This is a genomic window from Paraburkholderia edwinii (genome assembly GCF_019428685.1).
Taxonomy (GTDB): domain Bacteria; phylum Pseudomonadota; class Gammaproteobacteria; order Burkholderiales; family Burkholderiaceae; genus Paraburkholderia; species Paraburkholderia edwinii.
Genome location: NZ_CP080095.1, coordinates 4,335,013 through 4,361,253, shown reverse-complemented (window position 1 = coordinate 4,361,253; position 26,241 = coordinate 4,335,013). Strand labels below are relative to the sequence as shown.

At 64.1% G+C, this 26,241-nt stretch carries 22 protein-coding genes and 1 pseudogene; 9 read left to right on the top strand and 14 right to left on the bottom strand.

What is annotated here, in order from left to right; genetic code table 11:
• Positions 1–56: 56 nt before the first annotated feature.
• The 6 genes from KZJ38_RS19355 to leuC form a co-directional block, all read right to left on the bottom strand.
• Positions 57–1,145 carry a porin gene (locus tag KZJ38_RS19355; RefSeq protein WP_219797779.1) on the bottom strand — a complete coding sequence of 363 codons (1,089 nt, stop codon included), beginning with the start codon at positions 1,143–1,145 and terminating at the stop codon, positions 57–59.
• 239 nt (positions 1,146–1,384) lie between these two features.
• A complete protein-coding gene (locus KZJ38_RS19350) occupies positions 1,385–2,713 on the bottom strand; it encodes an MFS transporter (protein WP_219797778.1) in 1,329 nt (442 codons plus the stop codon).
• Between the two features lie 131 nt (positions 2,714–2,844).
• Positions 2,845–3,732, bottom strand: a complete 888-nt coding sequence (locus KZJ38_RS19345) for an alpha/beta fold hydrolase (RefSeq protein ID WP_219797777.1) — start codon at positions 3,730–3,732, stop codon at positions 2,845–2,847.
• Positions 3,733–3,850: 118 nt separating this feature from the next.
• Entirely contained in the window at positions 3,851–4,870 is a 1,020-nt protein-coding gene (locus KZJ38_RS19340) for a 4-hydroxythreonine-4-phosphate dehydrogenase PdxA (protein ID WP_246641558.1), read from the bottom strand.
• A gap of 106 nt (positions 4,871–4,976) precedes the next feature.
• Positions 4,977–5,636: a 3-isopropylmalate dehydratase small subunit gene (gene leuD, locus KZJ38_RS19335; protein ID WP_219797775.1), complete on the bottom strand. Its 660-nt coding sequence runs from the start codon at positions 5,634–5,636 to the stop codon at positions 4,977–4,979.
• Positions 5,629–7,065: a 3-isopropylmalate dehydratase large subunit gene (gene leuC / locus KZJ38_RS19330; RefSeq protein ID WP_219797774.1), complete on the bottom strand. Its 1,437-nt coding sequence runs from the start codon at positions 7,063–7,065 to the stop codon at positions 5,629–5,631. The genes leuD and leuC overlap by 8 nt, the downstream gene beginning before the upstream one ends.
• A 156-nt stretch (positions 7,066–7,221) precedes the next feature.
• Between leuC and KZJ38_RS19325 the strand changes: the two genes are divergently transcribed.
• The 6 genes and pseudogenes from KZJ38_RS19325 (at position 7,222) to KZJ38_RS19300 (ending at position 14,863) form a co-directional block, all read left to right on the top strand.
• Positions 7,222–8,157, top strand: coding sequence for a LysR family transcriptional regulator (locus KZJ38_RS19325; protein ID WP_219797773.1), 936 nt, complete (start codon positions 7,222–7,224; stop codon positions 8,155–8,157).
• A gap of 196 nt (positions 8,158–8,353) precedes the next feature.
• On the top strand, positions 8,354–10,738 hold the full coding sequence (locus KZJ38_RS19320) for a tetratricopeptide repeat protein (RefSeq protein ID WP_219797772.1): 2,385 nt from the start codon (positions 8,354–8,356) through the stop codon (positions 10,736–10,738).
• A 282-nt stretch (positions 10,739–11,020) separates the two neighbouring features.
• Positions 11,021–12,943 carry a methyl-accepting chemotaxis protein gene (locus KZJ38_RS19315; RefSeq protein WP_246641557.1) on the top strand — a complete coding sequence of 641 codons (1,923 nt, stop codon included), beginning with the start codon at positions 11,021–11,023 and terminating at the stop codon, positions 12,941–12,943.
• 92 nt (positions 12,944–13,035) lie between these two features.
• Positions 13,036–13,512, top strand: a pseudogene (locus KZJ38_RS19310) (methylated-DNA--[protein]-cysteine S-methyltransferase); the annotation flags it as partial.
• 64 nt (positions 13,513–13,576) lie between these two features.
• Positions 13,577–14,401 carry an isocitrate lyase/PEP mutase family protein gene (locus tag KZJ38_RS19305; protein ID WP_219797770.1) on the top strand — a complete coding sequence of 275 codons (825 nt, stop codon included), beginning with the start codon at positions 13,577–13,579 and terminating at the stop codon, positions 14,399–14,401.
• Positions 14,402–14,470: 69 nt separating this feature from the next.
• Positions 14,471–14,863, top strand: a complete 393-nt coding sequence (locus KZJ38_RS19300) for a RidA family protein (RefSeq protein WP_219797769.1) — start codon at positions 14,471–14,473, stop codon at positions 14,861–14,863.
• A gap of 13 nt (positions 14,864–14,876) precedes the next feature.
• On the opposite strand, the gene KZJ38_RS19295 is transcribed toward KZJ38_RS19300, so the two are convergent.
• From KZJ38_RS19295 to KZJ38_RS19280, 4 genes are all read right to left on the bottom strand, one after another.
• A complete protein-coding gene (locus tag KZJ38_RS19295) occupies positions 14,877–15,665 on the bottom strand; it encodes a class II aldolase/adducin family protein (protein ID WP_219797768.1) in 789 nt (262 codons plus the stop codon).
• Positions 15,666–15,750: 85 nt separating this feature from the next.
• Positions 15,751–17,097, bottom strand: coding sequence for an MFS transporter (locus KZJ38_RS19290; RefSeq protein ID WP_219797767.1), 1,347 nt, complete (start codon positions 17,095–17,097; stop codon positions 15,751–15,753).
• A gap of 135 nt (positions 17,098–17,232) precedes the next feature.
• Positions 17,233–18,594, bottom strand: a complete 1,362-nt coding sequence (locus KZJ38_RS19285; protein WP_219797766.1) for an MFS transporter — start codon at positions 18,592–18,594, stop codon at positions 17,233–17,235.
• Complete coding sequence (locus KZJ38_RS19280) at positions 18,578–19,351, bottom strand: D-2-hydroxyacid dehydrogenase (RefSeq protein ID WP_246641556.1); 774 nt, start codon at positions 19,349–19,351, stop codon at positions 18,578–18,580. Before KZJ38_RS19280 ends, KZJ38_RS19285 begins: the two co-directional genes overlap by 17 nt.
• A gap of 610 nt (positions 19,352–19,961) precedes the next feature.
• On the opposite strand from KZJ38_RS19280, the gene KZJ38_RS19275 reads away from it, so the two are divergent.
• Positions 19,962–20,855: an amidohydrolase family protein gene (locus KZJ38_RS19275; RefSeq protein ID WP_219797765.1), complete on the top strand. Its 894-nt coding sequence runs from the start codon at positions 19,962–19,964 to the stop codon at positions 20,853–20,855.
• A 129-nt stretch (positions 20,856–20,984) separates the two neighbouring features.
• Entirely contained in the window at positions 20,985–21,875 is an 891-nt protein-coding gene (locus KZJ38_RS19270) for a LysR family transcriptional regulator (protein WP_219797764.1), read from the top strand.
• A gap of 46 nt (positions 21,876–21,921) precedes the next feature.
• Here KZJ38_RS19270 and KZJ38_RS19265 read toward each other — a convergent pair whose 3' ends face one another.
• The 4 genes from KZJ38_RS19265 to KZJ38_RS19250 all read right to left on the bottom strand — a co-directional run bounded on the left by KZJ38_RS19265 (position 21,922) and on the right by KZJ38_RS19250 (position 25,825).
• Complete coding sequence (locus KZJ38_RS19265) at positions 21,922–22,122, bottom strand: hypothetical protein (RefSeq protein ID WP_219797763.1); 201 nt, start codon at positions 22,120–22,122, stop codon at positions 21,922–21,924.
• Positions 22,122–22,589 carry a hypothetical protein gene (locus tag KZJ38_RS19260; protein ID WP_219797762.1) on the bottom strand — a complete coding sequence of 156 codons (468 nt, stop codon included), beginning with the start codon at positions 22,587–22,589 and terminating at the stop codon, positions 22,122–22,124. Before KZJ38_RS19260 ends, KZJ38_RS19265 begins: the two co-directional genes overlap by 1 nt.
• Before the next feature lie 572 nt (positions 22,590–23,161).
• A complete protein-coding gene (locus tag KZJ38_RS19255) occupies positions 23,162–25,360 on the bottom strand; it encodes a xanthine dehydrogenase family protein molybdopterin-binding subunit (RefSeq protein WP_219797761.1) in 2,199 nt (732 codons plus the stop codon).
• 3 nt (positions 25,361–25,363) lie between these two features.
• On the bottom strand, positions 25,364–25,825 hold the full coding sequence (locus KZJ38_RS19250; RefSeq protein ID WP_219797760.1) for a (2Fe-2S)-binding protein: 462 nt from the start codon (positions 25,823–25,825) through the stop codon (positions 25,364–25,366).
• Here KZJ38_RS19250 and KZJ38_RS19245 point away from each other — a divergent pair.
• A complete protein-coding gene (locus KZJ38_RS19245; RefSeq protein WP_219797759.1) occupies positions 25,815–26,063 on the top strand; it encodes a hypothetical protein in 249 nt (82 codons plus the stop codon). The two genes, KZJ38_RS19250 and KZJ38_RS19245, sit on opposite strands and share 11 nt — an antisense overlap.
• The last annotated feature ends 178 nt before the right edge of the window (positions 26,064–26,241 follow it).

Below are 26,241 nucleotides of genomic sequence, written 5' to 3'. Positions count from 1 at the left end.
CAAGACTGCCGCGGCCCCCGAACGAGGCGGGGCGGGGGCCGCGCTGCCCGTTCAGGCTAGAAGTAGTGGATCACGCCAAGCATGACGCCCGTCTGATTGTGGCCGGCGACGATGTCGGTGTCGTAGCCGTTAAGACCGAGGTTTGAGCCGTTGCTGTTCTTCACGTAACCGACTTCCGTATACAGCGTCGTGCTCTTCGACAACGCGTATTTGGCCGTCGCGGCCAGATAGATCGGCCGCTGGCTTGCCGACGTGATGTCGGTATAGAAGACCGCGCCGGCGATCGAGAGCGGCACGGTGACGCGGTACTCGAGGCCGGTCCAGAACTCGTTCGCATGCCCTTGCGTGCTCGAATCGAGCGGCAGCGTGCTGCTCAGCCACCGGTAACCGAGGTACGCCTTGGCCTTGCCGATCTTGTACATCGCCGCCGCCGCCAGATGCTGCTCCTTGCCGGACTGCGTCGCGATCGACGTGCCGTTGCGCAGATCGTAGGTCACCATCGCCGAGAACGGGCCGCTCGCGTATTGCACGGCCGCGCCGATTTCCCGCCCAACCTTGAATTCGCCCGGCACCTGGCCGCCGTTCGGGATCGTCGCGTCGTAACCGGTGCTATAGAGCGCCTCGTAACTGACCGGGCCGACGCTGCCGCGATATTTGACCGAGTTGTCGGCCCGGCCCGTGAACTGCCCGTCGGTCTGCTTCAGACCGTAGATGTTGTAATCGAGCGGATCGTAACGCACCGAGAAGTCGTACATCGGCACGCGCTGCCGGCCGAACGTGAGCGCGCCATAGCGGCTGCTGAGCCCCACGTAGGCCTGGCGGCCGAACAGCCGTCCGCTCTGCAGCGACTTGCCCTTCGTGATGTCGACGCCGCCTTCGAGCTGGAAGATCGCCTTCAGCCCGCCGCCAAGGTCTTCCGCCCCCTTGAACCCGATCCGGCTGCTCTTTACGCCACCCGATTCCTCGCGCAACAGATGCGACGCTTTACCCTGCGCGTTGGGCGCGCCGGTGAGAAATTCCAGGCCCGCATCGGCGATGCCGTACAGCGTCACGCTCGACTGCGCGTAAGCGCCCGCGCTGAACGACGTCGCCAGCACGCCAAGCAAAAGCGGCCTGATCCTGATTGCTGCTCCTCCAATGCTCATCTCGTTTCCTCTTTTAGTCGACCGGCGGCCACCTGACGGAATAGCCAGGTCGCGCGTCGATCATTAATTAGTAATGCTGAGTACGGACGTGAGAGCGCCACATCCGTTTCGATGTTTCGGTCCGGCATGCGCGGGTCGTTGCGCGTGCCGATACGTGTTTTCCGGTTAAAGCGCTTTGAACGCCTTTTGAACGCGTGAACGCCGTGCCTCGCAGCCGCGTTCACGCGTACGGTGTCGTGCTAACGCGATGGCGCGTGCGCCACGTTCGGTCCAGCGGCCACTGCCTTTTCCCGGGCTTTGCCGGAAGAGGATGGCGGCTCGTCGTCGAGCCGGATTTTCAAGGTGAAGATCGGACCTAGCAGCAGCACGACGATCGAGGCGACGAAGGCCACCGCCCACCGGCCGTGCGACATATCGAGCAGCATGCCGACGACAAGCGGCGACACCGCGCCCGCCAGCGCCATCCCGGTGAACGTGCATGCGCTCGACGTCGCTGAGTGCTCGCGCGAGACTTCCGTGCCGACCACCCAGAGCGGCGAATCCGCGAGTTCCGAGCAGAAGAACGCGAGCCCGAGGCACGCCGAACTGATCGTGACGTCGCGCGTCAGCAGCAGCGGAATCAGGAAGATGATCGACGACAGGAAGCCGAGGATGATCACTTCGCGGCGCGCGCGCAGCCGGTTGCCGGTGCGTTTGAAGCGCCAGTCGGTCAGCATGCCGCCCGCGAAGGTGCCGAGCGAACCGCCGAGCAGCACGAGCGCGGAGAAGATCGCGTTGTGCGAGAGCTTCATGCCATAGCGCTGCGAGAAAAACGACGGAATCCAGTTCAGGAAGAACCACAGCACCCAGCCGTGACAGAAGCACGCGGCCGTAGCGGGCCATACGCGGCGGATCATGTCGCGCCAGTCGAGCGGTTTGCGTTGAGGCACGGGTACCGCTGCCGCCTGAGCCTGCGATTGCGCGCCATGGCTTTGCACGTCGTCGCTATGCTTCTTCGCTTCGTTCAGGCCCAGATACATCACGACCATATATACGAGCGTAATGGCGCCGAGAATAATGAACGTAAAGCGCCACGAAAACGCGACGATCAAGCCCGTGACGATCAGCGGCGCGAGCGCATTCGCAATACGGCCCGTCGCATGCATCGCGCCTTGCGCGGAGCCGCGGCGGTCTTCGGGAATCACGCGGGCGATCATGCGCGCGGCGGTCGGATAGATCGGCGCTTCGCCGACGCCGACGAAGAACCGCGCGGCAACCAGCGCGTAAAGACTGCCCACCACGCCGGTGACGATCGTCGCGATGGCCCATAGCGAGCCGTACAGCAACAGGCCTTTGCGCGAACCGATGCGGTCGCTGTGCCAGCCGCCCGGAATCATGAAGCAGCTATAGGCGATGGCGAAAGCGGAAAAGATAAAGCCGAGATGGGTATTGTTGAACCCAAGTTCCTTGCTCATCACGGGCGCCGCGACCGAAATATTCGTGCGATCGACGTACATGATGAAGGCCATGAGGCAGAGCAGGATGAACGTGATCCTCGCCCTGCTTCGCGTTGGCTGCGAAGGGGACATGTCTTCCTCCATTCGTTTTTATAAGGCAGAGGTGTTGAGGTGCGCGGCGCTGCTGTCGAACTGCAGCGGATGCAGCGCCGCGCGCGCTGCTGCGAGAGGGTTTTGCCGGTATGCCGGCGCTCAGTCGAGTATCAGTCGCGGAAGAAGCTCGACAGCGCTTCATACGTTTCGTCGGGGCACTCTTCCTGCAGATAGTGGCCCGACGGCACCGTTCCGGTCTTGACGATGTTCGTCGCGTAGCGGCCCCACACTTCGGCCGCGTTGTGATTGCGCCCGACACCGCCTTTCGCGCCCCACAGAATCAGCGAAGGTGTGGTCACGCGTTTGCCCGCGTCGAAGTCGGCGGTATCCATATCGAGGTCGACGCCAAAGGTCGCGCGGTAGTCCTCGCACATCGCATGGATCACTTCCGGGTTCTTGATGCAGCGGATGTAATCCTGCAGCGCCTCGGGACCGAAGAAGCTCGTGCCCTGGTCGGTCTTCGACAGCTTGCGGCGGATAAAGAACTCCGGGTCCGCGCCCATCATCGTTTCCGGCGTCGGGTAGTCCTGCGTCATGAAGAACCAGTGCCACGAAAACTTGCCCCACTGGCGCGTCACGTTGTTCAGCAGATGGTGCTGCGGCAGCATGTCCATGAAGCCGGCCTTGGTCACCTTGGTCGGATGATCGAGGCACATCCGGTGCAGCACGCGCGCGCCGCGATCATGCCCAGCCGCGTGGAACTTCGTGAAGCCGAGCGTTTCCATCACTTCCACCTGGTCCTGCGCCATGGCGCGGAACGAGTAGTTCGAGTGATCGCCGCCGCCGGCCGGCTTCGAGCTGTCGCCATAGCCGCGCAGATCGGTACAGACGACGGTGAATTCCTTAGCCAGCCGCGGAGCGATCTTGTGCCACGACAGATGGTTGAACGGATTGCCGTGCATCAGCAACAGCGGCGGGCCTTCGCCGCCTTTGACCGTCACAATTTCGGCACCGCTCGTCTTGATCGTGGTTTTTGTGAAATTCTCAAACATGGGCATGGCTGACTCCAGGCTAATGCGTGTTTATGTTGTTGCGGTCCGCTGCGCGCGCCGTCTCCTGGCGGCGCAGCGGTATCGATGCGGGTGCTGCAGGTGCTGCGCGTTGTTGCAGTGACCGTTAGTGCGCGAGTGCTTCACGTGCGGTCTTGCGGGCGGCGGCGGTGCGCGTCGCGACGTCGAACGCGGCGGCGGTCGCGCCGACATCCGCGGTGCCTTGACCGACGATGTCGTAGGCGACGCCATGCGCCGGCGTCGCATAGACGGTCTTCAGTCCGCCCGTCAGCGTTACGCCCTGCGAGAAGCCGAGCAGCTTCGTCGCGATCTGCCCCTGGTCGTGGTACATGATCACGACCGCGTCAAAGTCGCCGCGGCGCGCCTTGATAAATACGGTATCCGAAGGGAACGGGCCTTCGCTCGCCAGACCTTTCGCGCGCAGCGCTTCGAGCGCCGGGCGAATGATCTTGATTTCCTCGTCGCCGAACAGGCCGTTTTCGCCGCCGTGCGGATTGAGCGCCGCGACGCCGATACGCGGCGAGCTCTTGCCGAAGGCGCGCATCGTGTCATGAGCGAGCGTGAGCGCGCCTTCGATGCGATCGGGCTTCACCATATCGACGGCCTGGCGCAGCGCGACGTGCGACGTCACGCGAAACGTCGAGAACTGCGGAATGATGTTGACTTCGCCGAAGTAGCCTTCGTGCTTCGTCCATGCGGCGAACATCTGGTGCTCGTCGTGGTAGTTCCAGCCGCCGCGGTGCAGGGCCGCCTTGTTCAGCGGCGCAAAGCAGATGCCGTCGAGTTCGCCGGCCAGCGCGAGGTCCGTCATGACCTTCAGCGTCTCGCCGGTCAGGCGTCCCGATTCGGCGTTCAGCTGGCCGCGCTCGTACAAGGCCGGGTCGATGTTGTGCAGATCGATGAACGGCACCGCGGCCGCATCGTGCACCGCGTCTTTCACGTTCGCGATCTTCGTGTACGGAATACGCTGGCCGGCGTCCTTCATGCCGAGTTCGAGCACACGCTCGTCGCCGATGATCACGACGTTCGCCTTCTGACGCGTCTCGGGCAGCGACAGCAACTTGACGACCAGCTCCGGGCCGATTCCAGTGACGTCGCCGAGCATCAGGCCGATCAGGGGTTTCATTGCGAGGTTCTCCATACTGTGGTTCTAGTGAATTAAAAAGGGCAGACGCCGGTGCAGCCTATGAGGTGGCCTGCAAGGCGGCTTGCAAGGCCGCTTGCAAGGCCGCCTAAGCGCGCGGCGCCGAAGCATTCGCGCTATCGCCGTCCGGCAGCGGCAGCACGACCGCCCACGGGTTGTCCGCGCGATGCCGCTTCTCGAACGCTTCGATCTGCGGCAGCATCTTCAGCGACGCGCCGAGCACGTCGAGCCCTTCGAGGAACATCTGGCGATGGCGCTCGTCCATTTTGAACGCGTACGTGCGGCCCGATGCGGTGCGCACGCGTTGCGCCGCGACGTCGATCTGAATTGCGTTCGTCGCCGTGTTCGACACTTCGGCTGTGATCTCGTCGATCTCCTCAGGCTTCAGCACGATCGCGAGCAGCCGGTTGTTCGCCGAGTTGTAGTAGAAAATTTCGCCGTAGCTTGGCGCGAGCACGGCTTCGATACCGCCTTGCAGCAGGCCCCACACCGCATGCTCGCGGCTCGAGCCGCAACCGAAATTCGGTCCGCCGACCAGCACCTTCGCGCCGGCGTAAGCGGGCGTATTGAGCACGAAGTCAGCGCGCTTGCTGCCGTCGGGCGCGAAGCGCAGGTCGTACAGCAGGCCGGCGGCCAGGCCCGATTTGTCGGTGCCGAGCAGAAACTGCTTCGGCATGATCTGGTCGGTATCGAGATTCGCGATCGGCAGCGGGGCTGCGACGCCTTCTATGCGCGAGAAATCAGGCACGGTAGTGCTCCCCCTGTTGCTCCCAATTGCGGATATCGGTAATGCGGCCCGCGATCGCCGCGGCCGCGGCCATCGCCGGGCTCATCAGATGTGTGCGGCTGTCGCGGCCCTGGCGGCCTTCGAAATTGCGGTTCGTCGTCGATGCGCAGCGCTCGCCCGGACGCAATACGTCGTCGTTCATCGCGAGGCACATCGAGCAGCCGGGCTGACGCCATTCGAAGCCGGCCTTGATAAAGAGGTCGGACAGGCCTTCACGTTCCGCTTGCTGACGCACGGCGCCCGAACCCGGCACGATCATCGCGCGGACGGTCGGCGCGACGCGCATGCCATCGCGCAGCATCGCGGCGACGGCGCGCAGGTCTTCGATGCGGCCGTTCGTGCACGAGCCGATAAACACGCGGTCGATCGGCGTGCCTTCGATCTTCGAACCGGCGGCGAGGCCGATGTAATCGAGCGCGCGCGCGGTCGCCGCGCTGACGATGTGATCGGCGCCATCGGCCGGCGCCGGAATCAAGCCGTCCACCGGAATCGCCTGGTCGGGGCTGGTGCCCCACGTCACGTACGGTGCGACCTCGGCGGCGGCAATCGTGATCGTGGTGTCGAACTGTGCGTCCGCGTCGGAGCGCAGCGAGCGCCATACCGCGATCGCCTGTTCCATTTGCGCTTCGCTCAGGTTGCCGCGATGTGCGCGCAGATACGCGAATGTCGTCTCGTCGGGTTCGACGAGCGAGGCGCGCGCGCCCGCTTCGACGGTCATATTGCACAGCGTCATGCGTGCTTCTATCGACATCGCGCGAATCGCTTCGCCTGTGTATTCGACTGCGTAGCCGCGCGCACCTTGTGCGCTGATCTTCGCGATCACGCGCAGCACGAGGTCTTTTGACGTGGTGCCGGCGGGCAGCAGGCCGTCGATATGAATGCGCATCGTGCGCGCCACGCGATACGACAGAGTTTGCGTGGCAAGCACGTGCTCGATTTCCGATGTGCCGATACCGAAGCCGAGTGCGCCGAATGCGCCGTACGTGGTGGTATGGCTGTCGCCGCACAGCACGACCATGCCGGGGCGAATCAAGCCTGTTTCAGGCGCGACGACGTGCTCGATGCCTTGCAGCGGATCGTTGACGTCGAACAGCTTGATGCCGTAGTGCGTGCAATTGCGCGTGAAATTGGCGGCCTGGCGCGAGGCCGCGTCGATGGCGATCACGCGTTTGCCGACCGGATCGGGTTTGGTCGGAATCACGTGATCGACGACACCCATCTGCTGTTTCGGCCGCAGCACGCCGATACCGCGTTCGACGAGGCCGTTGAACGCCTGCGGGCTGGTGTACTCATTCATGATGTGCAGGTCCGCGTAAAGCAGGACGTGCTCCGCATCGAGACGGGCCACGGTGTGTGACTCGACGAGCTTCTGATACAACGTGCGCGGCACATCTCCTCCAATGGTGTGGGGGCCGGGTAGAGAGCTTTTTTCTGGCTAACGACGCTGACAGCTTCGTTACGGGAAATAGTCTATACAGATGGTCGGCGCATATAATGCATTCTTCTTTAATCTATTTTTAACTTCAATTTATAAGTGGGCCGGTAAGTGGATTCGATCTCCGATCTCGCGTTCTTTGTGCAACTCGTCAAGCACGGCAGCCTGTCGGCGCTGGCGCGCGAACTCGGTGTCACGCCGCCTGCCGTGACCGCGCGCCTTGCGCGGATGGAAACGCGCCTCGGGGTGCGGCTGCTGAATCGCACCACGCGGCGTATCAGCGTGACGCAGGAAGGCGAGCTGTATCTGTCGCACGGCGCGCGCCTGCTGCTCGAATTCGAGGAGCTAGACCGCATGGTGTCGAGCGCGCGCGCCGTGCCGAAGGGGCTATTGCGGGTGAATGCGACGTTCGGTTTCGGCAGGCGTCATATCGCGCCCGCGGTGTCCGAGTTCGCGCGGCGCTACGCCGAAGTCGAAGTGCAGCTCACGCTGACCGACCGTTCGATCCGGCTTGCCGATGAAGCGTACGACGTCGGCATCTGGTTCGGCGATGTGCCCGATTCGCGGCTCGTCGCGCGCAGGATCGCGCCGAACCGGCGCTTTCTGTGCGCGTCGCCGGCTTATCTCGCGCGCGCCGGCGTGCCGGCCACGCCGCGCGATCTGCACGGCCACCAATGCATCGTGCTGCGCGAAAACGACGCCGCCTACGGCACCTGGCATCTGCGCCGCGGCCGCAAGCACGAAACCATCAAGGTGCGCGGCGCGCTCAGCAGCAACGACGGCGAGACCGCGCTGGTCTGGGCGCTCGACGGTCACGGCGTGCTGATGCGCTCGGAGTGGGACGTGTACACACATCTGCGTTCCGGCGCGTTGCAGCTGGTGCTGCCCGAGTGGTCGCTGCCGGGCGCCGATGTGCATGCGGTGTATGGCGAGCGGCTCAACGTATCGGCCAAGGTCGTCGCGTTCGTCGACTTTCTGGTCGAATGGTTCGGTCATGCCGTGGACCAGATGGAGGAGACGCAGACGTGGATGGCACACGGCGACTAGCGGGCTTATCTATCGAAGTTGCTGCCGGAACGCGCAGCAGCGCAAAGTTTCATGTTTGAGTTTGCGCTTGATGGCTATCCGTAAGCTTGCGTGATCGGCTGTAACCGCGGACCGCTAGTGCCGCGATATGATCGCCTCCACGCAAACACATAGACATACGCGCGCAAGTTCTTCGCGCGACACAACGGGGCGCAGCATGGAGGTCGATCAAACTCTCGCGTTAGCCAAAGAGCGGCATCTCGCAGGCGATTTCACCGCGGCGCGCGACCTTTATCAACGCATTCTCGCCGTTCGTCCCGCCGACGCCGACATACTGCTGCGGCTCGGCGTACTCGAACTGCAATGCGGCGCTTACGATGCCGCGCTTGCCTGGCTCGACGAGGCGATCGTTCATGCGCCCGATGTCGCGCGCCTTCACTTCGCGCGCGGCCAGGTGCTCGCAGCCGCGCAGCGGTTTACCGACGCGGTGCGCGCCTACGAACGCGTGTCGACGCTCGACGCGCCATCCGCCGATCTGATGTTTGCGATGGGCACGGCGCACCAGGCGCTCGCGGATTATCCGCGCGCAATCGAGGCCTACGCCCGCGCCGTCGAACTCGACCCGGCGCATGTCGATGCGCTGAACAATCTCGGCAACGCCTATCGCCAGCAACATGCGCACGACGATGCGGAACACGCGTATCGTCGAGCGCTCGCGCTTGCACCGCACGACGCGAATGCGCTGACGAACCTTGGCACGCTGCTACAGGCGCGCGGACGTATCGATGCCGCGATTCCCCTGCTCGAAGCGGCGGTCAAGGCCGCGCCGGCTTCGCCTCATGCGTTGCTCAATCTCGGCGTTGCGCTGAGGGCGCGCGGCGATAACGCGACCGCCGTGACGCTGCTTGCGCGCGTGCTCGAACTCGACGCGCGTTTCCCCGAGGCCGCCTATAACCTCGGCAATGCACTGCATGCGCTCGGCAACGCGCGCGAAGCATCCTTGTTCTATGAACACGCAATCGCGGTGAACCCCGCGCACGCCGATGCGTATAACAACCTCGGCAATGTATTCCGGGAACTCGGCGACGCCACGCGCGCCGCCGAAGCGTTCGACCAGGCCATCGCACTGCGCCCCGATCTCGTCGCCGCGCACAACAACGCGGCCACGCTGATGCGCACGCTCGGCCGCATCGACGAAGCCGAGACACGTTTGCGCCGTGCGCTCGAGATCGACCCGCATCACTCGGTCACGCACAACAATCTCGGCACGGTGTTGAAGGACGCGGGCCGCATCGAAGACGGCATCGCGAGCTATCGCGAAGCGCTGAGGTGCGATCCGGACAACGTGATCGCGCACAGCAATCTCGCATATGCGTTGACGTTCAGCGCGGAAGATCCCGAAACGCCTCTCGAAGCATGCCGGCGCTGGTCCGCACAGCACGAAGCGCGCTACCGCGCCACGCGGCAACCGCATGCGCGGCCGGGCCACCAGGACCGCACGCGACGCCTGCGCATCGGCTACGTGTCGCCCGATTTCCGCAACCATTGCCAGGCGCTTTTCATGATGCCGCTGCTGTCGCATCACGATCATGCGCGCTTCGAAATCTACTGCTACTCAACCGTCGTGCGGCCCGACGACGTAACCGATCGCCTCAAAAGCCACGCCGACGTATGGCGCGACGTGCGCACACTCGACGACGATCAACTCGCGCAGCAGATCCGCGACGACCGTATCGATATCCTGCTCGATCTGACGATGCATATGTCGGACGCGCGTCCGTTGCTGTTCGCGCGCAAACCGGCGCCGGTGCAGATCGCGTGGCTGGCTTACCCGGGTACCACGGGCATCGAGGCGATCGACTACCGGCTGACCGATCCGTGGCTCGATCCGGCGGGCAGCGATCGCCACTACAGCGAGCAGTCGATTCGTCTGGCCGACTCGTTCTGGTGCTACGACCCATTGACGTCATCGACGAAGCCCGCCGACATGCCGGACGTCAACGCGCTGCCTGCGCGAGACAACGGCTTCCTGACGTTCGGATGCCTGAACAACCCGTGCAAGCTGACCGACCGCACGCTGCAAATGTGGCGTGGCGTGCTGCACGAAGCCGTCGATGCCCGCTTGCTGCTGATGGCGCCTCACGGCGCCGCGCGCACGCGTCTGCTCGCGCGGCTCGCGTCGCACGGCATCGCCGGCGAGCGTGTGCGCTTCGTGCCGTTCCAGTCCCGCGCCGACTATCTGCGCACCTATCGCGAGATCGATATCGGCCTCGATACCTTCCCCTACAACGGCCATACGACGAGCCTCGACGCGAGCTGGATGGGCGTGCCGGTCGTCACGCGCGTCGGCGCGACGGCCGTCGGACGCGCGGGCTTGAGCCAGTCGATGAACCTCGGCCTCGCCGAACTCGTCGCGCACAGCGACGAGCAGTTCGTCGACATCGCATTGCAACTCGCGCGCGATTTGCCGCGTGTCGCGCGCCTGCGCGAAGGCCTGCGCGCACGCATTGCCGCTTCGCCGCTGATGGACGGCGCGCGCTTCGCGACGCAAGTCGAAGCCGCGTTTCGCACCGCATGGGAACGCTGGTGCGGCGCTGCGTGAACGTAAGATTCGCGTCGTACCGCCGCACCAGATAAGCGCTTTTTTAACGGGTTTTTTGCGCGTCGGCACCAACGCAATGCGTATCGCGCCCCGCGTTGGTGCCATGCGAAAAATCAGCTTCGCATCGTTTCAGTTCAGGGTTTGCCCGCCGTAATAGCGAGGTGACGTCGACGTGACAAGGCCTTTGAAATTCGACAAGGCCCGCACACACGCCGCCGTTGCAACCCGAACCCGAATGACAGGATGTACACGATGCGTTTGTTTGCTCCCGGAATGGCTTTGATGGGCCGCCTCAGGATGTCGCGCAAGCTTGCGGTGCTTGCGCTGCTATTTTTGCTGCCGCTTGGGGTGTGCCTGTACGCGATCCTCAATGATGAAGTGAATGTCTATGTATCGACGCGCGAGGAACTCGATGGCGTTCGCCTGCTCGAGACCAGCCAGGCGCTGCTGAAAGCGGTGCAGAAGCGCCGCGGCGCAAGTGCGTCGCTGATGGCCGGCAATCCGTCGATTCGTCCCGCGTTCGACGCAGCGAATGCCGACGCAGAGCGGCTCATTGCAGCACTGCGCACACAGGCGGCGGCGACAAAGTCGTTCGATCTGACCGCCCAAACGGACGCGTTGTCCGCGCAATACGCGCAGCTCGCGCAGATGCCGCTCACGGGCTCGGGGAAGGACGTGTTCGATGCGCATACGGCGCTCGTCCGTGCGATCTTCGCGTTCACCGCGGATCTCGCGGACGCCTCGCAACTCGCGCTCGATCCTGACGCCGCGACGTACTATCTGGCGAATTCGGTGGCGCTGTCGTTGCCGGGCGCGGCTGAAATGGCCGCGATCACGCGCGGCAAAGGCGCGGCCGCGCTCGCGGCTGCTGCAAAAAGCCAGACGCCGCTGAGCGAAGCCGACCGTGCCGCGCTCGGCGTGCACGCCGCGTTTCTGCGCGATCAGATTGGCGCCGTGCGCAATGATCTGAAGCGCGTGCAACGCGCCCTCGGCGCAATCGACGCCGCGTCCGCCATGCAGAACCTGAACTTCGACGACGCCGATGCATTCGACAAGATCGTTGCGGACCTCGGATCGAACGCGAACGCGCCCGTGCCTGAATCGAATGCGTATTTCGATGCCGGCACGCGCGCCGTCGATGCGGTCTATCGTGTGCATGGCCAACTGTCCGCCTTGCTGAAGTCGCTGCTTGACGCGCGTGCGCACGCGCAGGCCGTGCATATCGCGGTGCTCAGTGTATTGAGCGCTGTGTCGGTGGGCGTTGCGCTGTATCTGTTCGTCGCGTTCGCGCGCAGAACCGGCGCCGATGTGAACGAACTCGCCAGCAGCATGGAGCAGGCGAGCGCGGGCGACTTGCGAGGCCGCCTCGACGCAAGCGGCCGCGACGAACTCGCCTCGATCAAGCTGCGCATGAACGAACTGCTCGCGGCGCTCAGCCGCACGATCACGACGACGAAGACGAGCGCGGAGTCGGTGCTGACCGGCAGCCAGGAAATCGCCGCCGGCAATCTCGATCTATCGCGGCGCACCGAAGAGCAGGCGGCGTCGCTCGAAGAAACCGCGGCGAGCATGGAACAGCTGACCGCCACCGTGCGCCACAACGCGGACAACGCCAAACAGGCGGGACAGCTGAGCCGCGAAGCGTCGACGAAAGCATCGGCGAGCGGCGAGGTGATCACGCGCGCCGTCGACGTAATGAACGAAATCGGCCGGCGCGCGACGGAAATGGCCGCGATGATCTCGACCATCGAAGCGATCGCCTTTCAAACGAATATTCTTGCGCTCAATGCCGCCGTCGAAGCAGCGCGCGCCGGCGAGCAGGGCAAGGGTTTCGCCGTCGTCGCCGGCGAAGTGCGCACGCTCGCGCATCGCACCGCGACCGCGGCAAAGGATGTGAAGGAGATGATCGAACGTTCGTCAGCGAGCGTGGAAGGCGGCGCGAAGCTTTTCGCCGATGCGCACGCGGCGATTCGCAGCGTGATCGATTCGGTGACGAATGTCGACGCGATCGTCAATGAAATTGCGGGCGCGTCGCTGCAGCAAGGCGAAGGAATCGAGCAGGTCAATCTTGCGATCTCGCAGCTCGACCGCACGACGCAGCAGAATGCGGCGCTGGTCGAACAGGCCGCGGCCGCCAGCACGTCGCTGAAAGAGCAGGCGCTGATGATGGAGGAAGTGGTCGCGACATTTCACGTTGACGTGTAACGTTGTCGCAAGATTGCGCTTATGCTGCTGTTTTCGGTGTTGAGCGGGCCGGCGGCGGAAACACCGCACGGTCCGCGGCAAAGGAGCAGGCCATGTCGTATGTGTACAAGATTGTTGCGTCGCCGGTCGGCAAGCTGAAACTTGTTGCGCGCGGCGCAAGCCTTGTCGCGATTCTGTGGGAAAACGATCGGCCTGGACGCGTCAAGCTCGGCGAGATGCACGAGGCGGACGATGATCCGGTGCTGGTCGAAACCGCACGCCAGCTGGCCGAATACTTCGCCGGCACGCGCACGCGTTTCGAGGTGGCCACCGAATTCATCGGCACTGAATTCCAGAAGAAAGTGTGGAACGCATTGCTGACCATTCCGTTTGGCGAGACGCGCAGCTACCGCGACATTGCGGTGCAGATTGGCGATGTGAATGCGACGCGCGCGGTCGGCGCGGCGAACGGGCGCAATCCGATTTCTATTATCGCGCCGTGCCATCGTGTGATCGGCGCGTCCGGCGATCTGACCGGCTTTGCCGGCGGCATACAAACCAAAGCCACATTGATTGCGCTCGAATCGGGCGCGGTGCAGCCGTTGCTGATTTAAGCGCAGTTGCGGTTGCGATTCCTACTCAAGGAGACATGCGATGTCACGCACCACCGCAGAAAAGCGCGCTGCTTTCCGCGCGTTGCACACATCAGGCTGCTTTATTCTGCCGAATCCCTGGGACGCCGGCAGTGCACGCTACTTGCAGTCGCTCGGCTTCAAGGCGCTTGCCACGACGAGCGCGGGCTTCGCATGGTCGAGCGGACGCCAGGACAATAACCTGCCGCGCGACGCAATCCTTGCGCATTTGCGCGAGATGGTCGAAGCGACCGATTTGCCGATCAACGCGGATTTCGAAAACGGCTTTGGCAGCGACGCTGAAGGTGTCGCGCAAAGCGTTGCGCTTGCGGTTGAAGCGGGCGTTGCGGGGCTCTCGATTGAAGACGCGACTGGGCGCGCCGATGCGCCGCTTTTTCCGATCGACGTAGCGGTAAAGCGGCTTGGCGCGGCACGCCGCGCGATCGACAAAACCGGCGGCGATACGCTGCTTGTCGCGCGCGCTGAAAATTTCTTTGCTGGCGTGCCCGATCTCGACGATACGCTTGCGCGCCTCAAGGCCTATGCGGCAGCCGGCGCCGATTGCCTGTACGCACCGGGCATTCACACGCGCGAGCAGATCGAGGCCGTGGTCGCCGCCGTCGCGCCTAAGCCGGTGAATCTGCTGATCGGCGGAAATTCGGAGCTGACGTTGCGCGATGTCGAAGCGCTCGGCGTGCGGCGCATCAGCGTCGGCGGCGGCTTGGCGCGCGCCGCATGGGGTGGTTTGATGCGCGCGGCGCAGGGGCTGGCCGTTGGGCGCTTCGAGGGCTTTCCCGATGCACCGAGTGCTGGCGACATCAACGGATTGTTCAAACCCGGCGCCTGATTACACACACGCGTTACGCAAACGCGTCACACGAGCGCGTCACGCAAACGCGCTAACGGAGCTTCATACATGGCTCGCGAAACCATTCGCGTCGAACCGCTTTCGACATGGCTCGAGCGCTGGAAAGCGCCGACTTCGGCCGTCACGCGCCACAACGGCACCGTCTATGTATCCGGCTTTCCGCCGTTCGACCCGGAAACCGGCGAGATCGTCGACGCCCCGATCGAACGGCAAACCGAGCTTGTGCTGAACCAGCTGAAGCGATGCGTCGAGGCTGCGGGTTCGTCGCTCGATCAGGTGCTGAAATGCAATGTCTATTGCACGTCGGTCGACAAGTTCGCGGCAGTCAACGAGATCTACGCGCGTTTCTTCGGGCCGAATCCGCCGGCACGGATTTTTATCAACGTGCCGGCGTGGCCCGGACACTTCGACATCGAGATCGATTGCGTTGCCGCGTACTGACTGCGTCTGCCGGTCAGTCGCGATACGAAGCATCGATCCGGTCGAGCTTGCGCAGCAGCGCCGGCCACTCCATCAAGCCATACGGACGGCGCGTCTGCGGCTGATAGTTCAGGTACGTTTCCTCGAGCACCTTTTTCGGCACCGGATTCAACTCGACATTGCAGGCCATTGCCGCAAGCTGCGACCTGCACGACAGCTCGAGCCGGTGCATGGCATTGAACGCCTCGGGAATCGTCTTGCCCACCGTCAGTAGCCCGTGATTGCGCAGAATCAGCGCATTGTTGTCGCCGAGATCGCGCACGAGCGACTCGCGCTCGGATGTATCGAGCACGACGCCAAAGTAGTCGTGATAGCCGATCTTGTAGAAACGCATCGACGTTTGCGTAAGCGGCAGCAGCCCGCATTTCAGCGACGAAACGGCCATGCCCGGCCAGCTATGCGTATGAATCACGCAGTTGATGTCGGGCTTCGCTTCGTGAATCGCGCCATGAATCACATATCCCGCGCGGTTGATGCCGTAGTCGGCGCCGACGAATGCGGGCTTGCTGATGATGTTGCCTTCATGGTCGATCTTGATCAGACTCGACGCGGTGATCTCTTCGTAGAGCATGCCGTATGCGTTGATCAGAAACGCGTCGTCTTCGCCCGGCACGCGCGCGGAGATGTGGTTGGCGACCATGTCCGACATGCCGTACAGCTCGACAAGCCGGTAGCAGGCGGCGAGATCGACGCGCGCCTGCCACTCGGTTTCTGAGCACTGCTCGCGCATCGACGGGATCGAAAATTCCGGTTGCTTCGTCATAAAGAGACTCCTGCTGATCGGTACAGCGAAACCAGCGGGCGCATCGCCCGCGATGAGTGGAAAGAATGTCGACATAAAGCGGCGTTCATGGCTGCATCTGCACGTCGCTCTTGCGCAGGTTCAATGTCGCGATCAGCGTGCAGGCGATGCAGGCCGACGCATACAGATAGAACCCGCTTTCGTGCCCGATGCTCTTGAACCAGAGCCCCGCATAACCGGCGGTGCCGCCGAAGATGGCAGTCGCAACCGAATACGGCACGCCGACGCCGAGCGCGCGCAGCCGCGCGGGAAAGATCTCTGCCTTCACGACCGAGCACACCGACGAGTAGCCCGACACGATCATCAGCGCGAAGGCGAGCAGAAAGAACGCGGTGGTTTCATTGCGCGTATGCGCGAGCGCCGTCATCAGCGGATAGGTGCCGAACGTGCCGGCAATGCTGAACCACAGCAACAGCGGGCGCCGGCCGATGCGATCGGACAGCGCGCCGAACAGCGGCTGCACGACCATAAAGAGCGCCAGCGTGGACAGCGACACCCACGCGCTTTGTTGCGCGCTCAAGCCGACCGTATTGACCAGATAGTTGTGCATGTAGACCGTGTAGGTGAAAAACGCGAGCGTGCCGCCGGTCGTGAGGCCGAACACGAGCAGCACGGGCCGCCAGTGCTTGCGCAGCTCTGCGAGATGCAGGCCGCGTTTGGCCTTTTCGGACAGCGCACGAAAGTCGGGCGTTTCGTCGATATTGCGGCGTACCCACCACGCGACGAGCGCAAGTGCCGCGCCGGTCAGGAACGGCACGCGCCAACCCCATGCGACGAGCTGCGCATGCGAGAAGATGAGGCCTTGCAGCACGACCTGCACCATCGTCGCGAGCAACTGGCCGAGGATCAGCGTCACGTAGTGGAAGCTGCTGTAGAAGCCGCGGTGGCCAGGCTTTGCGATTTCGCTCAGATACACCGAACTCGCGCCGTATTCGCCGCCGAGCGAGAAGCCTTGCACGAGGCGCGCAAGCAGCAGCACGACGGGCGCGGCAAAGCCGATCTGCGGATACGTGGGGCACAGGCCGATTGCCAGCGACCCCGCGCACATCAATGCAACCGATAGCGTGAGTCCCGCGCGGCGCCCGTGGCGATCCGCGTAGAGGCCAATCATCCAGCTGCCGACCGGGCGTAACAGGAAACCGAGCGCGAAAATCGCGGCCGCGCTCAACAACTGGATCGTGCGGTTCTCGCGCGGGAAGAACGATGCGGCAAAGTAAATCGAAAAGGTCGTGTAGACGTGAAAGTCGTACCACTCGATCAGATTGCCGATCGAGCCGCCGACGATCGACTTGACCGCCGTGCGCCGGCGCGCGGCGCGATCCTCGGCGCTGTCGAGGTTGCCGGCGGCCGCGGCCGTCGCGGTAGTCGTTGCGGTAGCGGAGGGATCGTGCATGTGTCGTCTCCTTTTATTGGATGTGTCTCTATGCGTCATGCCGTGCTGGTTTGGCTCGCTTCGCGTCGCTTCATGTAGCGACCTCATGTAGCGACCTCATGCAGCGACGTCATGTAGCGACTTCATGCAGCGACTTCACGCCGCGCCCGAACGCAGGATGCGCGCCGGAAATGCGACGAGCAGCACGGCCGCGCCGCACGCGATCACCGCTCCGAGTACAACGAGCCCGATACCGAAGCCTTCCGAGCCCTTGCTCATCCAGCCGAGTGCCGCGGTGCTCAGCGCGCCGCCGAGCGAACCGATCACGTTGACGAGCGCGATGCCGGCCGCGGCGGTTTCGCGTGGAAGATAAGTGGGCGGAATCGACCAGAACACCGCAAGGCACGAGTAGTGCCCCGCCGATGCGATCGCGAGCAGCACAAGTGCGATCACCGTATCGCTGCGGAAATGCGGCAGCAGCGCAAGCGCGCCTGCTGCCGCGAATAGCGCGAGGGCCGCATGCCAGCGGCGCTCGAGCGTACGGTCCGAATGGCGACCGACAGCCAGCATCACGATGATCCCGACGAGCGCCGGAATCGCGGCGAGCACGCCGACGTTCGCGACCTGCGCAATGCCCGAGTTGCGGATCACGACCGGCGCCCAGAAGGCGAGCGTATTGCCGAGCGAAAAGCTGCACGCAAACGTGAAGCCCGCGCAGAACACGCGCGGGTCGCCGAGAATGGCGCGCAACGCGCTGTGTGCGATGCGGCGCGGCTTCTGCTTCCGCGCATCGTCGGCCTTCAGTTGCGCGAGCACGAAGGCCTGTTCGCTCGCATCGAGCCATGCGGCCTGCTGCGGCCGGTCGCTGAGCGCGAAATAGGCGATCACGCCGAACAGCACCGACGGCAGCCCTTCGAGCATAAAGAGCCATTGCCAGCCGCGCAGGCCGAAGCCGCCGCCGAACGCGTGCATGATCCAGCCCGACAGCGGCGTGCCGACGATTGCCGCGATCGGAATGCTCAGATAGAAAATCGACGTCATGCGCGCACGGCGCCGCGCGGGAAACCAGTAGCTCAGGTACAGAAAGATGCCCGGCGTAAAGCCCGCCTCGGCGACGCCGATCAGAAAGCGCACGATGTAGAACTGCATCGGCGTGCGCACGAACATCGTCATCGTCGAGAGCACGCCCCACGCGACCATGATGCGCAGAAACGTCTTGCGGACGCCGATGCGATCGAGCATCAGATTGCTTGGGATTTCGAACAGAACATAGCCGACGAAAAGCAGACCGGCGCCGAGCCCATAGGCGGCATCGCTAAAGCCGAGATCCGTTTTGAACTGTAGCTGCGCGATGCCGATATTGATGCGGTCGAGATAGTTCAGGATGTAGCAGAACACGAGCAGCGGCAGAATCCGCCACGCGATCTTGCGATAGATCGCGCGCTCGCGCTGTGCGTCGGCGGGCGCGACGGCAGCGTCCGACGAAGAGGGCCGGGAGGCTTCAATGCTGATGCTCATGTTGCGTGGTCTCCGTTATAGGCGCCTCATGCGATTGCGCTTCGTTGACTAGCGGTTCGCCGCGGATAAAGCGCGCGAGGTTATCGAGCCAGATGCGCCCGACCGCCGCGTAATGGCTGTCCGCGTGTCCCGCCGTATGAGGTGTGACGAGCACGTTCGGCAGATCCCACAGCGGCGACGACGTATCGAGTGGTTCGTGTTCGAACACGTCGAGATACGCGCCTGCAAGCACGCCTTCGCGCAGCGCGGCGATCAGATGCGTTTCGACGACCACTTCGCCGCGGGCGACATTGATCAGATGCGCGCCCGGCCGCAGCAGCCGCAGGCGACCTGCATCGATGAGCCGTGCGGTCAAAGGCGACAGCGGGCAGGCAAGGATCAGCCAGTCGGTATGGGGAAGTGCGGTGTCGATTTCTGAAAGTGCGATGGCGCGCGCGATGCTGCGGGTTTCGCTCAAGCAGCCACTCCTGTACCCACTGGTTTCGCGACGTACCACGGTCACGTTCATTTCGAGTGCGTCAAGCAGCTTCGCGAGCCGCTGTCCGATCGCGCCGTAGCCGACGATCAGCGCATTCTGGCCCGCGAGATCGCGCGGCGTGGCGTCGTCGAGTAGCGGCTTCCAGGCGTGCTCGCGTTGCGCGGCCCGCAGTTGCGGTAGACGCCGCGCGAGCGACAGCAGGCCGGCAAGCGCCGAGTGTGCGACCGGGCGCGCGTTTGCGCCAGCAGACGTGGTGATTCTGACGCCGCGTCGCAGCAATGCGGGAAAGATGGGCCGGTCGATACCCGCCGAGTGTGTGTATCCAGCGCAGATGCCTGGAGGCGAGTAACGCGTCGTAGAAGTGCTGCGTTTCTGCGGTTATCACAGCCTTTGTCGAGCGGCCTGTCACATCGCGGCTGATCAGTGCGGCGATCGGCGCAACCGGGCGGATCTGCGCGGCTGACGCAACATCGAGCGCGGCGCCTGCGCGCACAGCACCGGCGTCCAAAACGTCGTCGGGCGTGACGATCCGGTGCGGCACCGCGCGCAGCGTCTGTGCAATGGCGTCGCTGAAATGCGCGGCGGCCTGGCGTGAAAGCAGGATGTCCAAGGGGCGCTTTGTCTCCGTATTGTTCGAATGGGTTCGACCGCTGCCTCGGTCGTTATTGTTCTCACGCTCGGCGCGTGCGGCTATCTCGTTCGGGAAAAGCGCAAGCGCGATGTCTTTATTCTGGCCGCCTCCAGCGCACGTGTTGATCCTTTTGGTGAACGCACCGTTTCCATCTGGATAACGCTCGCCGTGCTGCGCCGCCGTACCATGGCGTCATGCGCCGTCGCCGGGGAGACACGGTTCTGGAACGGCGCCGCCCCCACAACGAACACGATCGCCATGACGAAACCTTGCCTCGGTCCCTTACCGACGCCTGCCGCTCCCCCGATTCCGATGCCGCCGCATGCCTGCGATTGCCACGCACACGTATTCGGCCCTTACGCACGCTTTCCGCTTGCCGATGAGCGCAGCTACACGCCACCGGAAAACCCCGCGGACCGCTTTATCGCGCATCTCGATCGCCTCGGCTTCGAACGCGGCGTGCTCGTGACGGCCAGCGTCTACGGGATGGAGAACACGTCGCTCGTCGATGCGTTGCAGCGTTATCCGTCGCGTTTGCGCGGCGTCGCGGTGCTCGGCGCGGATACGCCGGAAGCCGAACTCGACCGCCTGTCTGCGCATGGCGTGCGCGCCGCGCGCTTCAATCTGTTTCGCCGCGACGGGCAGGCGGTCTATCGCAATGGCGCGGGGCTCGACGCATTGCGCGCGCTGGCGCCGAAGCTCGCCGCGCGCGGCTGGCATGCGCAGATCTGGGTTCACGCGCCCGATCTGCCTGAACTCGAGCCGCTGCTGCGCGCGCTGTCGATCGGTCTCGTGATCGACCATATGGGCCGCATGAGCATCGCGAACGGCACCGCCGACGTGGGTTTTCAGCGTCTGATCGCGATGCTCGCGGACGGCGTCGCGTGGACGAAGATTTCGGGCGCCGATCGCGTCAGCGCGCAAGGCGCGCCCTATGACGACGTCGCGCCGTTCTTCGATGCGATTCTCGCGGCGAACCCGCAGCAGGTCGTATGGGGCAGCGACTGGCCGCACGTCAACTACTTCGACGCGGCGCAGATGCCCGACGATGGAGTGCTGCTCGAGCGTTTCGCGCGCGCGGTGCCCGACCATGCATTGCGGCGCGCGATTCTTGTCGATAACCCGGCGCGCTTGTACGGCTTTGCCGGTTGAAAACGCGATGGCCGCGGTGATCACCGCGTGGGTCACTGAAGGGCTGACCGAGGTGCGGCGCGTATCATCGCGAAAGCGGCGGCGCCTGCGGAGCGCTGCCGCCTGTCCTCACGACCGGTAGCGCGTCACATGAAAATGGATTTGTTGGGCTTGCAGATGCTGGTCTCGGCGATCGAGTCGAAGAGCCTGTCGAAAGCGGCCGAGCGCGAGAATCTGGCGACCTCGGCAGCGAGCAAACGCATCGCGGAACTCGAGCGGCGTTTGGGCGCCGTGCTGCTCGTGCGTCATGCGCGCGGTGTCGAGCCGACACCCGCGGGCGCCGCGCTTTATCACCGCGCGAAGGCGATTCTGCGCAGCGTCGAGCTCGCGCAGAACAGCGTCGCGGAGTTCGGTGCGGGCGGCATGCCGAAGATTCGTCTGGCCGCGAACCGCTCGTCGATCATTCAATACCTGCCGCAGGTGCTGAGCCGCTATTTCGCGAGCGAACCGGGCGCGCAGATCGATTTGCAGGAGCGGTACAGCTACGACATTCCGCGGCTCGTGACCGACGCCGAAGCGGACCTCGGCATCTATCACGCACTGACACCGGCGCCCGGCGTTCACTCGCTGCCGTACCGGCAGGATCATGTCGTGCTCGTCGTGCCGCTCGATCATCCGCTTGCGAGTCTCGATGAGACGATGCTCGAGGCGGCGAAAGACTATCCGTTCGTCGGCTACTTTCCGCGCCACTCGTACGAGGCGTTTCTGTCGCTTGCCGAAGCGAGCCTGTCACGGCCGCTCAACGTGCGCATCGAAGTGTCGAACTATGAAGCGCGTTGCCGGCTGATTCGCGAGCAGATCGGCATCGGCATCATGCCGGAGCTGATTGCCGCCACGTACCTGTCGCGCTATGGCTTAAAGGCGATTCGCCTGCTCGATGACTGGGCGCGCCGGCAGTTTTATATCTGCATGTCGGCGACCGAGCGCAGCGCACTGCGGCCCGCGCTCGCGGCGTTTGTCGATCAGTTGCTGGCCGCTTGAACGCGTGAGCGCGCTTTAACCCGTAGGCCGTCGTAGTAGCCAAAAGCTAGCTATGGCTATCGACCCACGCCTCGGCCCATTCGAGGCCGACCGTCTCCGCTTCCTCTTCGGTGTTGACGTTCGCAAGGATCCCGGACGCTTCGACGACTTTCGTTCCGGACGTGATCGTGCCGCTTGCCGCATAGCCTTCCTGCTGGCGGATCGAGTGACCCCAGATCGAATAGCCCTTGTAGTACCGCGCTTGCATTAGCGGGTGACCTGCGCTGTCGCGCCATCGGTTCCGACGCGCAACACGTTGCCTTCCGGCGTGACGATGCGCGGGATATCTTCGAAGTGCGAGATGTCGTGCTTCGGCGGCGGGACTTCGTTGTGTTTGAGGCGGCTCGCATCGATGGCCGGTGCGGTGGCGTGATGAGCGCTTTCGTTAGCGGCCTGGTTTGGAGCCTGGCTTGCAGCTTGATGCGAGCCTTGCGGCATAGCCTGCTGAAGACTCTGCTGAGCGGTTTGATGTTGATGCGGCGTCGGCGCATTGCGATGCGCGAGCACCTTTCGATGATGCGGCGGCGTGGCGGTCTTGCCGATCAGATGCGCGCCTTGTTTGGCCTCCGGCGAACGGCTCAACGGTTGACGTGCCTCGGGCGGATTCCAGATTTCGATGATGCGCTCACCGGCAAAAGCAGCGGGCGCTGCGGCGAACAGCGACGTGGCAAGCAAAGCCGAAGCGAGAGGGGCTGGCGCGGACGCCACCCGTCGAAGCGGAGCCCAAAGCACTCGACGCGTTCGAAGCACAGGGCTCATTGAAAGTCGCAGCATTTCATTCTCCATTCCGCTTACTCCTTTCCGCTCATCCCATCCCGCCATCCGGCTTACCGGCCGTTGACGCGGCAACTGACGCTTTGGCCGACGCACGAACCGTCGCACCCTGCGCAGAAATACCGGTCGCGCAATGTATTGCCAGCGACGTGCCATGCATTGTACGCGGCGTGCCCAGCGGTTCCGATCGACCGGCCATTTTCGCGTGCATGTAGCGGCTACTGTCGCGCCAGGAATCGGCCGGAAACCGGGTGTTCAGGCTGCGCATAGAATACTGTATAAACATACAGGTGTCACGCGCTGTCGCGAGTACGCGACGCAAAGGCGGCGACTGCAGCGAAACGGCAGTGGTGAGACTGCGGCGCTTGCCGTGGGAGGGGAATAACAGAAAGTGCAGAAGGGTTTGAAGCCCGCGAACAGCGGATCAGGATTCGTACTCTGAAACCCGATCCGCCGTTACGCGCATTACCGCATCACGCCGTCTTTTCGCGAGCAAACGGGAGCGAATACGACCGCTTACCCGTCGCCGCAAAAATCGCATTGGCGACTGCCGGCCCGACCGGCGCGACACCCGGTTCGCCGATGCCGGTGGGCGCCTCGCCTGACTGCACGATGTGCACTTCGACCTTCGGCATCTCGTTCATGCGCAGCACCTGGTAGCCGTCGAAGTTGTTCTGTTCGACCCGCCCGTCCTTCAGCGTAATCGCGCCGTACAGCGCGGCGCCGAGTCCGTAGCCGATGCCGCCTTCGATCTGCGCGGCAATCACGTCCGGGTTGATCGGCGTGCCGCAGTCCACCGCGCACACCACACGGTCGACCTTGACCTTGCCGTCCTTGTCCACTGTCACTTCAGCGACTTGCGCGACGAGCGTGTGGAATGCCTCGGCGACCGCGATGCCGCGGCCCTTGCCGGGCGGCAGCGGCGTGCTGCTCCAGCCGGCTTTGGTCGCTGCCAGATCCAGCACGGCGCGCATGCGCGGCTGGTTGGCGAGCAGATTGCGCCGGAACGTGTACGGGTCCTGGCCCGCCGCATGGGCCGCTTCGTCGATAAACGCCTCGACGGCATACGCGGTGTGCGAGCTGCCGACCACCCGCCACCACAGCACCGGCACGCCGGTGCGCGTGGTCGCGAGTTCGACCGACAGGTTCGGAATGGCGTAGGCGATGTTCGCCGCGCCTTCCACCGAGGTCGAATCGATACCGTTTTTCGCGAGACCGGAGAACGGCGTGTCCGCCACGATCGACTGGCCGACGATGCGGTGCTGCCAGCCAACCAGTTGGCCGTCGTCGGTTAGCCCGGCTTCGAGTTTATGGAAATAGACCGGCCGGTACAGGCCGCCGTGAATGTCGCATTCGCGCGTCCATTGCAGCTTGAGCGGCGTGCCGTTCGCGCCCAGCGCCTTGGCGATCGATACCGCTTCGACGATATAGTCCGAGCCTGGATTCGCGCGCCGGCCGAAGCTGCCGCCCGCATACAGCGTATGAATCTTCACCTGCTGCGGTTCGAGCCCCGCGGTGCGCGCCGCGTTTGCCTGGTCGACGGTCTGGAACTGGTCGCCGGCCCAGATTTCGCAGCTATCGGCGGTCAGCTTGACGACGGCGTCGAGCGGTTCCATCGGCGCATGCGCGAGATACGGAAATTCATAGCTCGCGGAAATCTTGCGCGGCGCGCCGGCAATCGCCTTCGCCGCGTCGCCTTCGGTACGCGCGGGCTTGCCCGGCTGCTCGGCGAGCTTGCGGTACTCGTCCATGATGGCGGCCGAGCTGCGCTTTTCCGCGTGCGTGTCGTCCCATTCCACTTTCAGCGCGTCGCGGCCCTGCTTGGCAGCCCAGAAGCTCTTCGCCACCACCGCGACGCCGCGCGGTACCTGCACGACTTCGACGACGCCCGGCACCGCCTTCGTCGCGGTCGCATCGAACGATTTGACGGCGCCGCCGAACTGCGGCGGCCGCTGCACCAGCGCGACCAGCATGCCGGGGAACGTCACGTCGATCGTGAACTGCGCGGTGCCGTTGGTTTTCGGCGGCACGTCGACGCGCGGCACGCGGGTGCCGATCAGCCTGAAGTTTTTCGGGTCCTTCAGCGTGACCTTGTCCGGCACCGGCAGCGCGGACGCCTGCGCGACCAGCGAGCCGTAGCTCGCGTGGCGGCCGCTCGCGTCGTGATAGACGACGCCGCGCTCGGTGCGCAGCGACGCAGCCGGCACCTGCCATTGCTGCGCGGCGGCCGACACCAGCATCGCGCGGCCCTTTGCGCCGGCCTCGCGTAACTGCATCCACGAATTGGCCATCGACGAGCTGCCGCCGGTGCCTTGCATCTTGCCGAACGCGAGGTTCGCATAGCGGGTTGCATCGGCAGGCGCGCTTTCGACGCGTACGTTGGACCAGTCGGCATCGAGTTCTTCGGCGACGATCGTCGCAATGCCGGTGTAGGCGCCCTGGCCCATCTCGACGTGCTTCGCGATGACGGTCACGCTGTTATCGGCGCCGATGCGCAGGAACGCATTGGGCGCGAACGTGTTGCTGCCGGCCGGCGCTTCAGCGGCTAGCGCGCCCTTGCCAAGGCCGCCCCATTCGAAGCCGATGGTCAGCGCGAGCGCGGCAGCGCCGCCGACGCCTTTCAGAAAAGTGCGCCGTGCGGGGCGCTGGACATCCACGATATCGGTCGTCATGGTTCACCCCTGCATCGATTCGGCAGCCGTGTGAATCGCGGCGCGAATGCGCGTGTAGGTCGCACAGCGGCAGATGTTGCCGCTCATCGCGGTGTCGATGTCCGCATCGGTGGGCGCGGGGTTTTGCGTGAGCAGCGCGGTGGCCGACATCACCTGGCCCGACTGGCAGTACCCGCACTGCGGCACCTGGTGTTTGACCCATGCGGCCTGGATGGCGTGCGCCTGTTTGCTGTCCAGCCCTTCGATGGTCGTGATGTGGCGACCGGCGACAGCCGACAGCGGCATCATGCACGAGCGGATCGGCTGGCCTTCGAGATGGACGGTACAAGCGCCGCATTGCGCCATGCCGCAGCCGAACTTCGTGCCGTGCAGGCCGGCGACTTCACGAATCGCCCATAACAGCGGCATGTTGGGATCGGCGTCCAGCGTGGTGGACTTGCCGTTGAGTATCAGGGTGGTCGACATCGACTGCTCCGTGGAGAGGATGATTTTTGGTTGTCCGTTTTGCGCATGCGTGGCACGCGGCGAGGATGCGCAAGACATTGCCGGCGTCTGCGTTGAGGTCCGCTTTGAGGTTCGCGTTGAAGTCCGCGTTGAACCGATAGCGAGGCCGGACGCGGTGGCGGCAACGTGCCAGAGTGTCGCCGAAAAAGCGCGCGCAGGTTTGTTCGAAACTCTGGAAGATTTGCCTAATCCTGTTTGACCATCCGGTCCGTAGGGTGAATATCGCCCGAGGCGCGGCCACGCAATGCGCAGTGCATTCGGCGGCAGCGACGCGCGCCATCGCATCGGGCACGGCGATCATGGCTGGGCACCGCACAGAACCGCACCGCACCGCAGCCGCGTATCGACCAACTTCGATCTCCGCAGTCCCGGCGTCC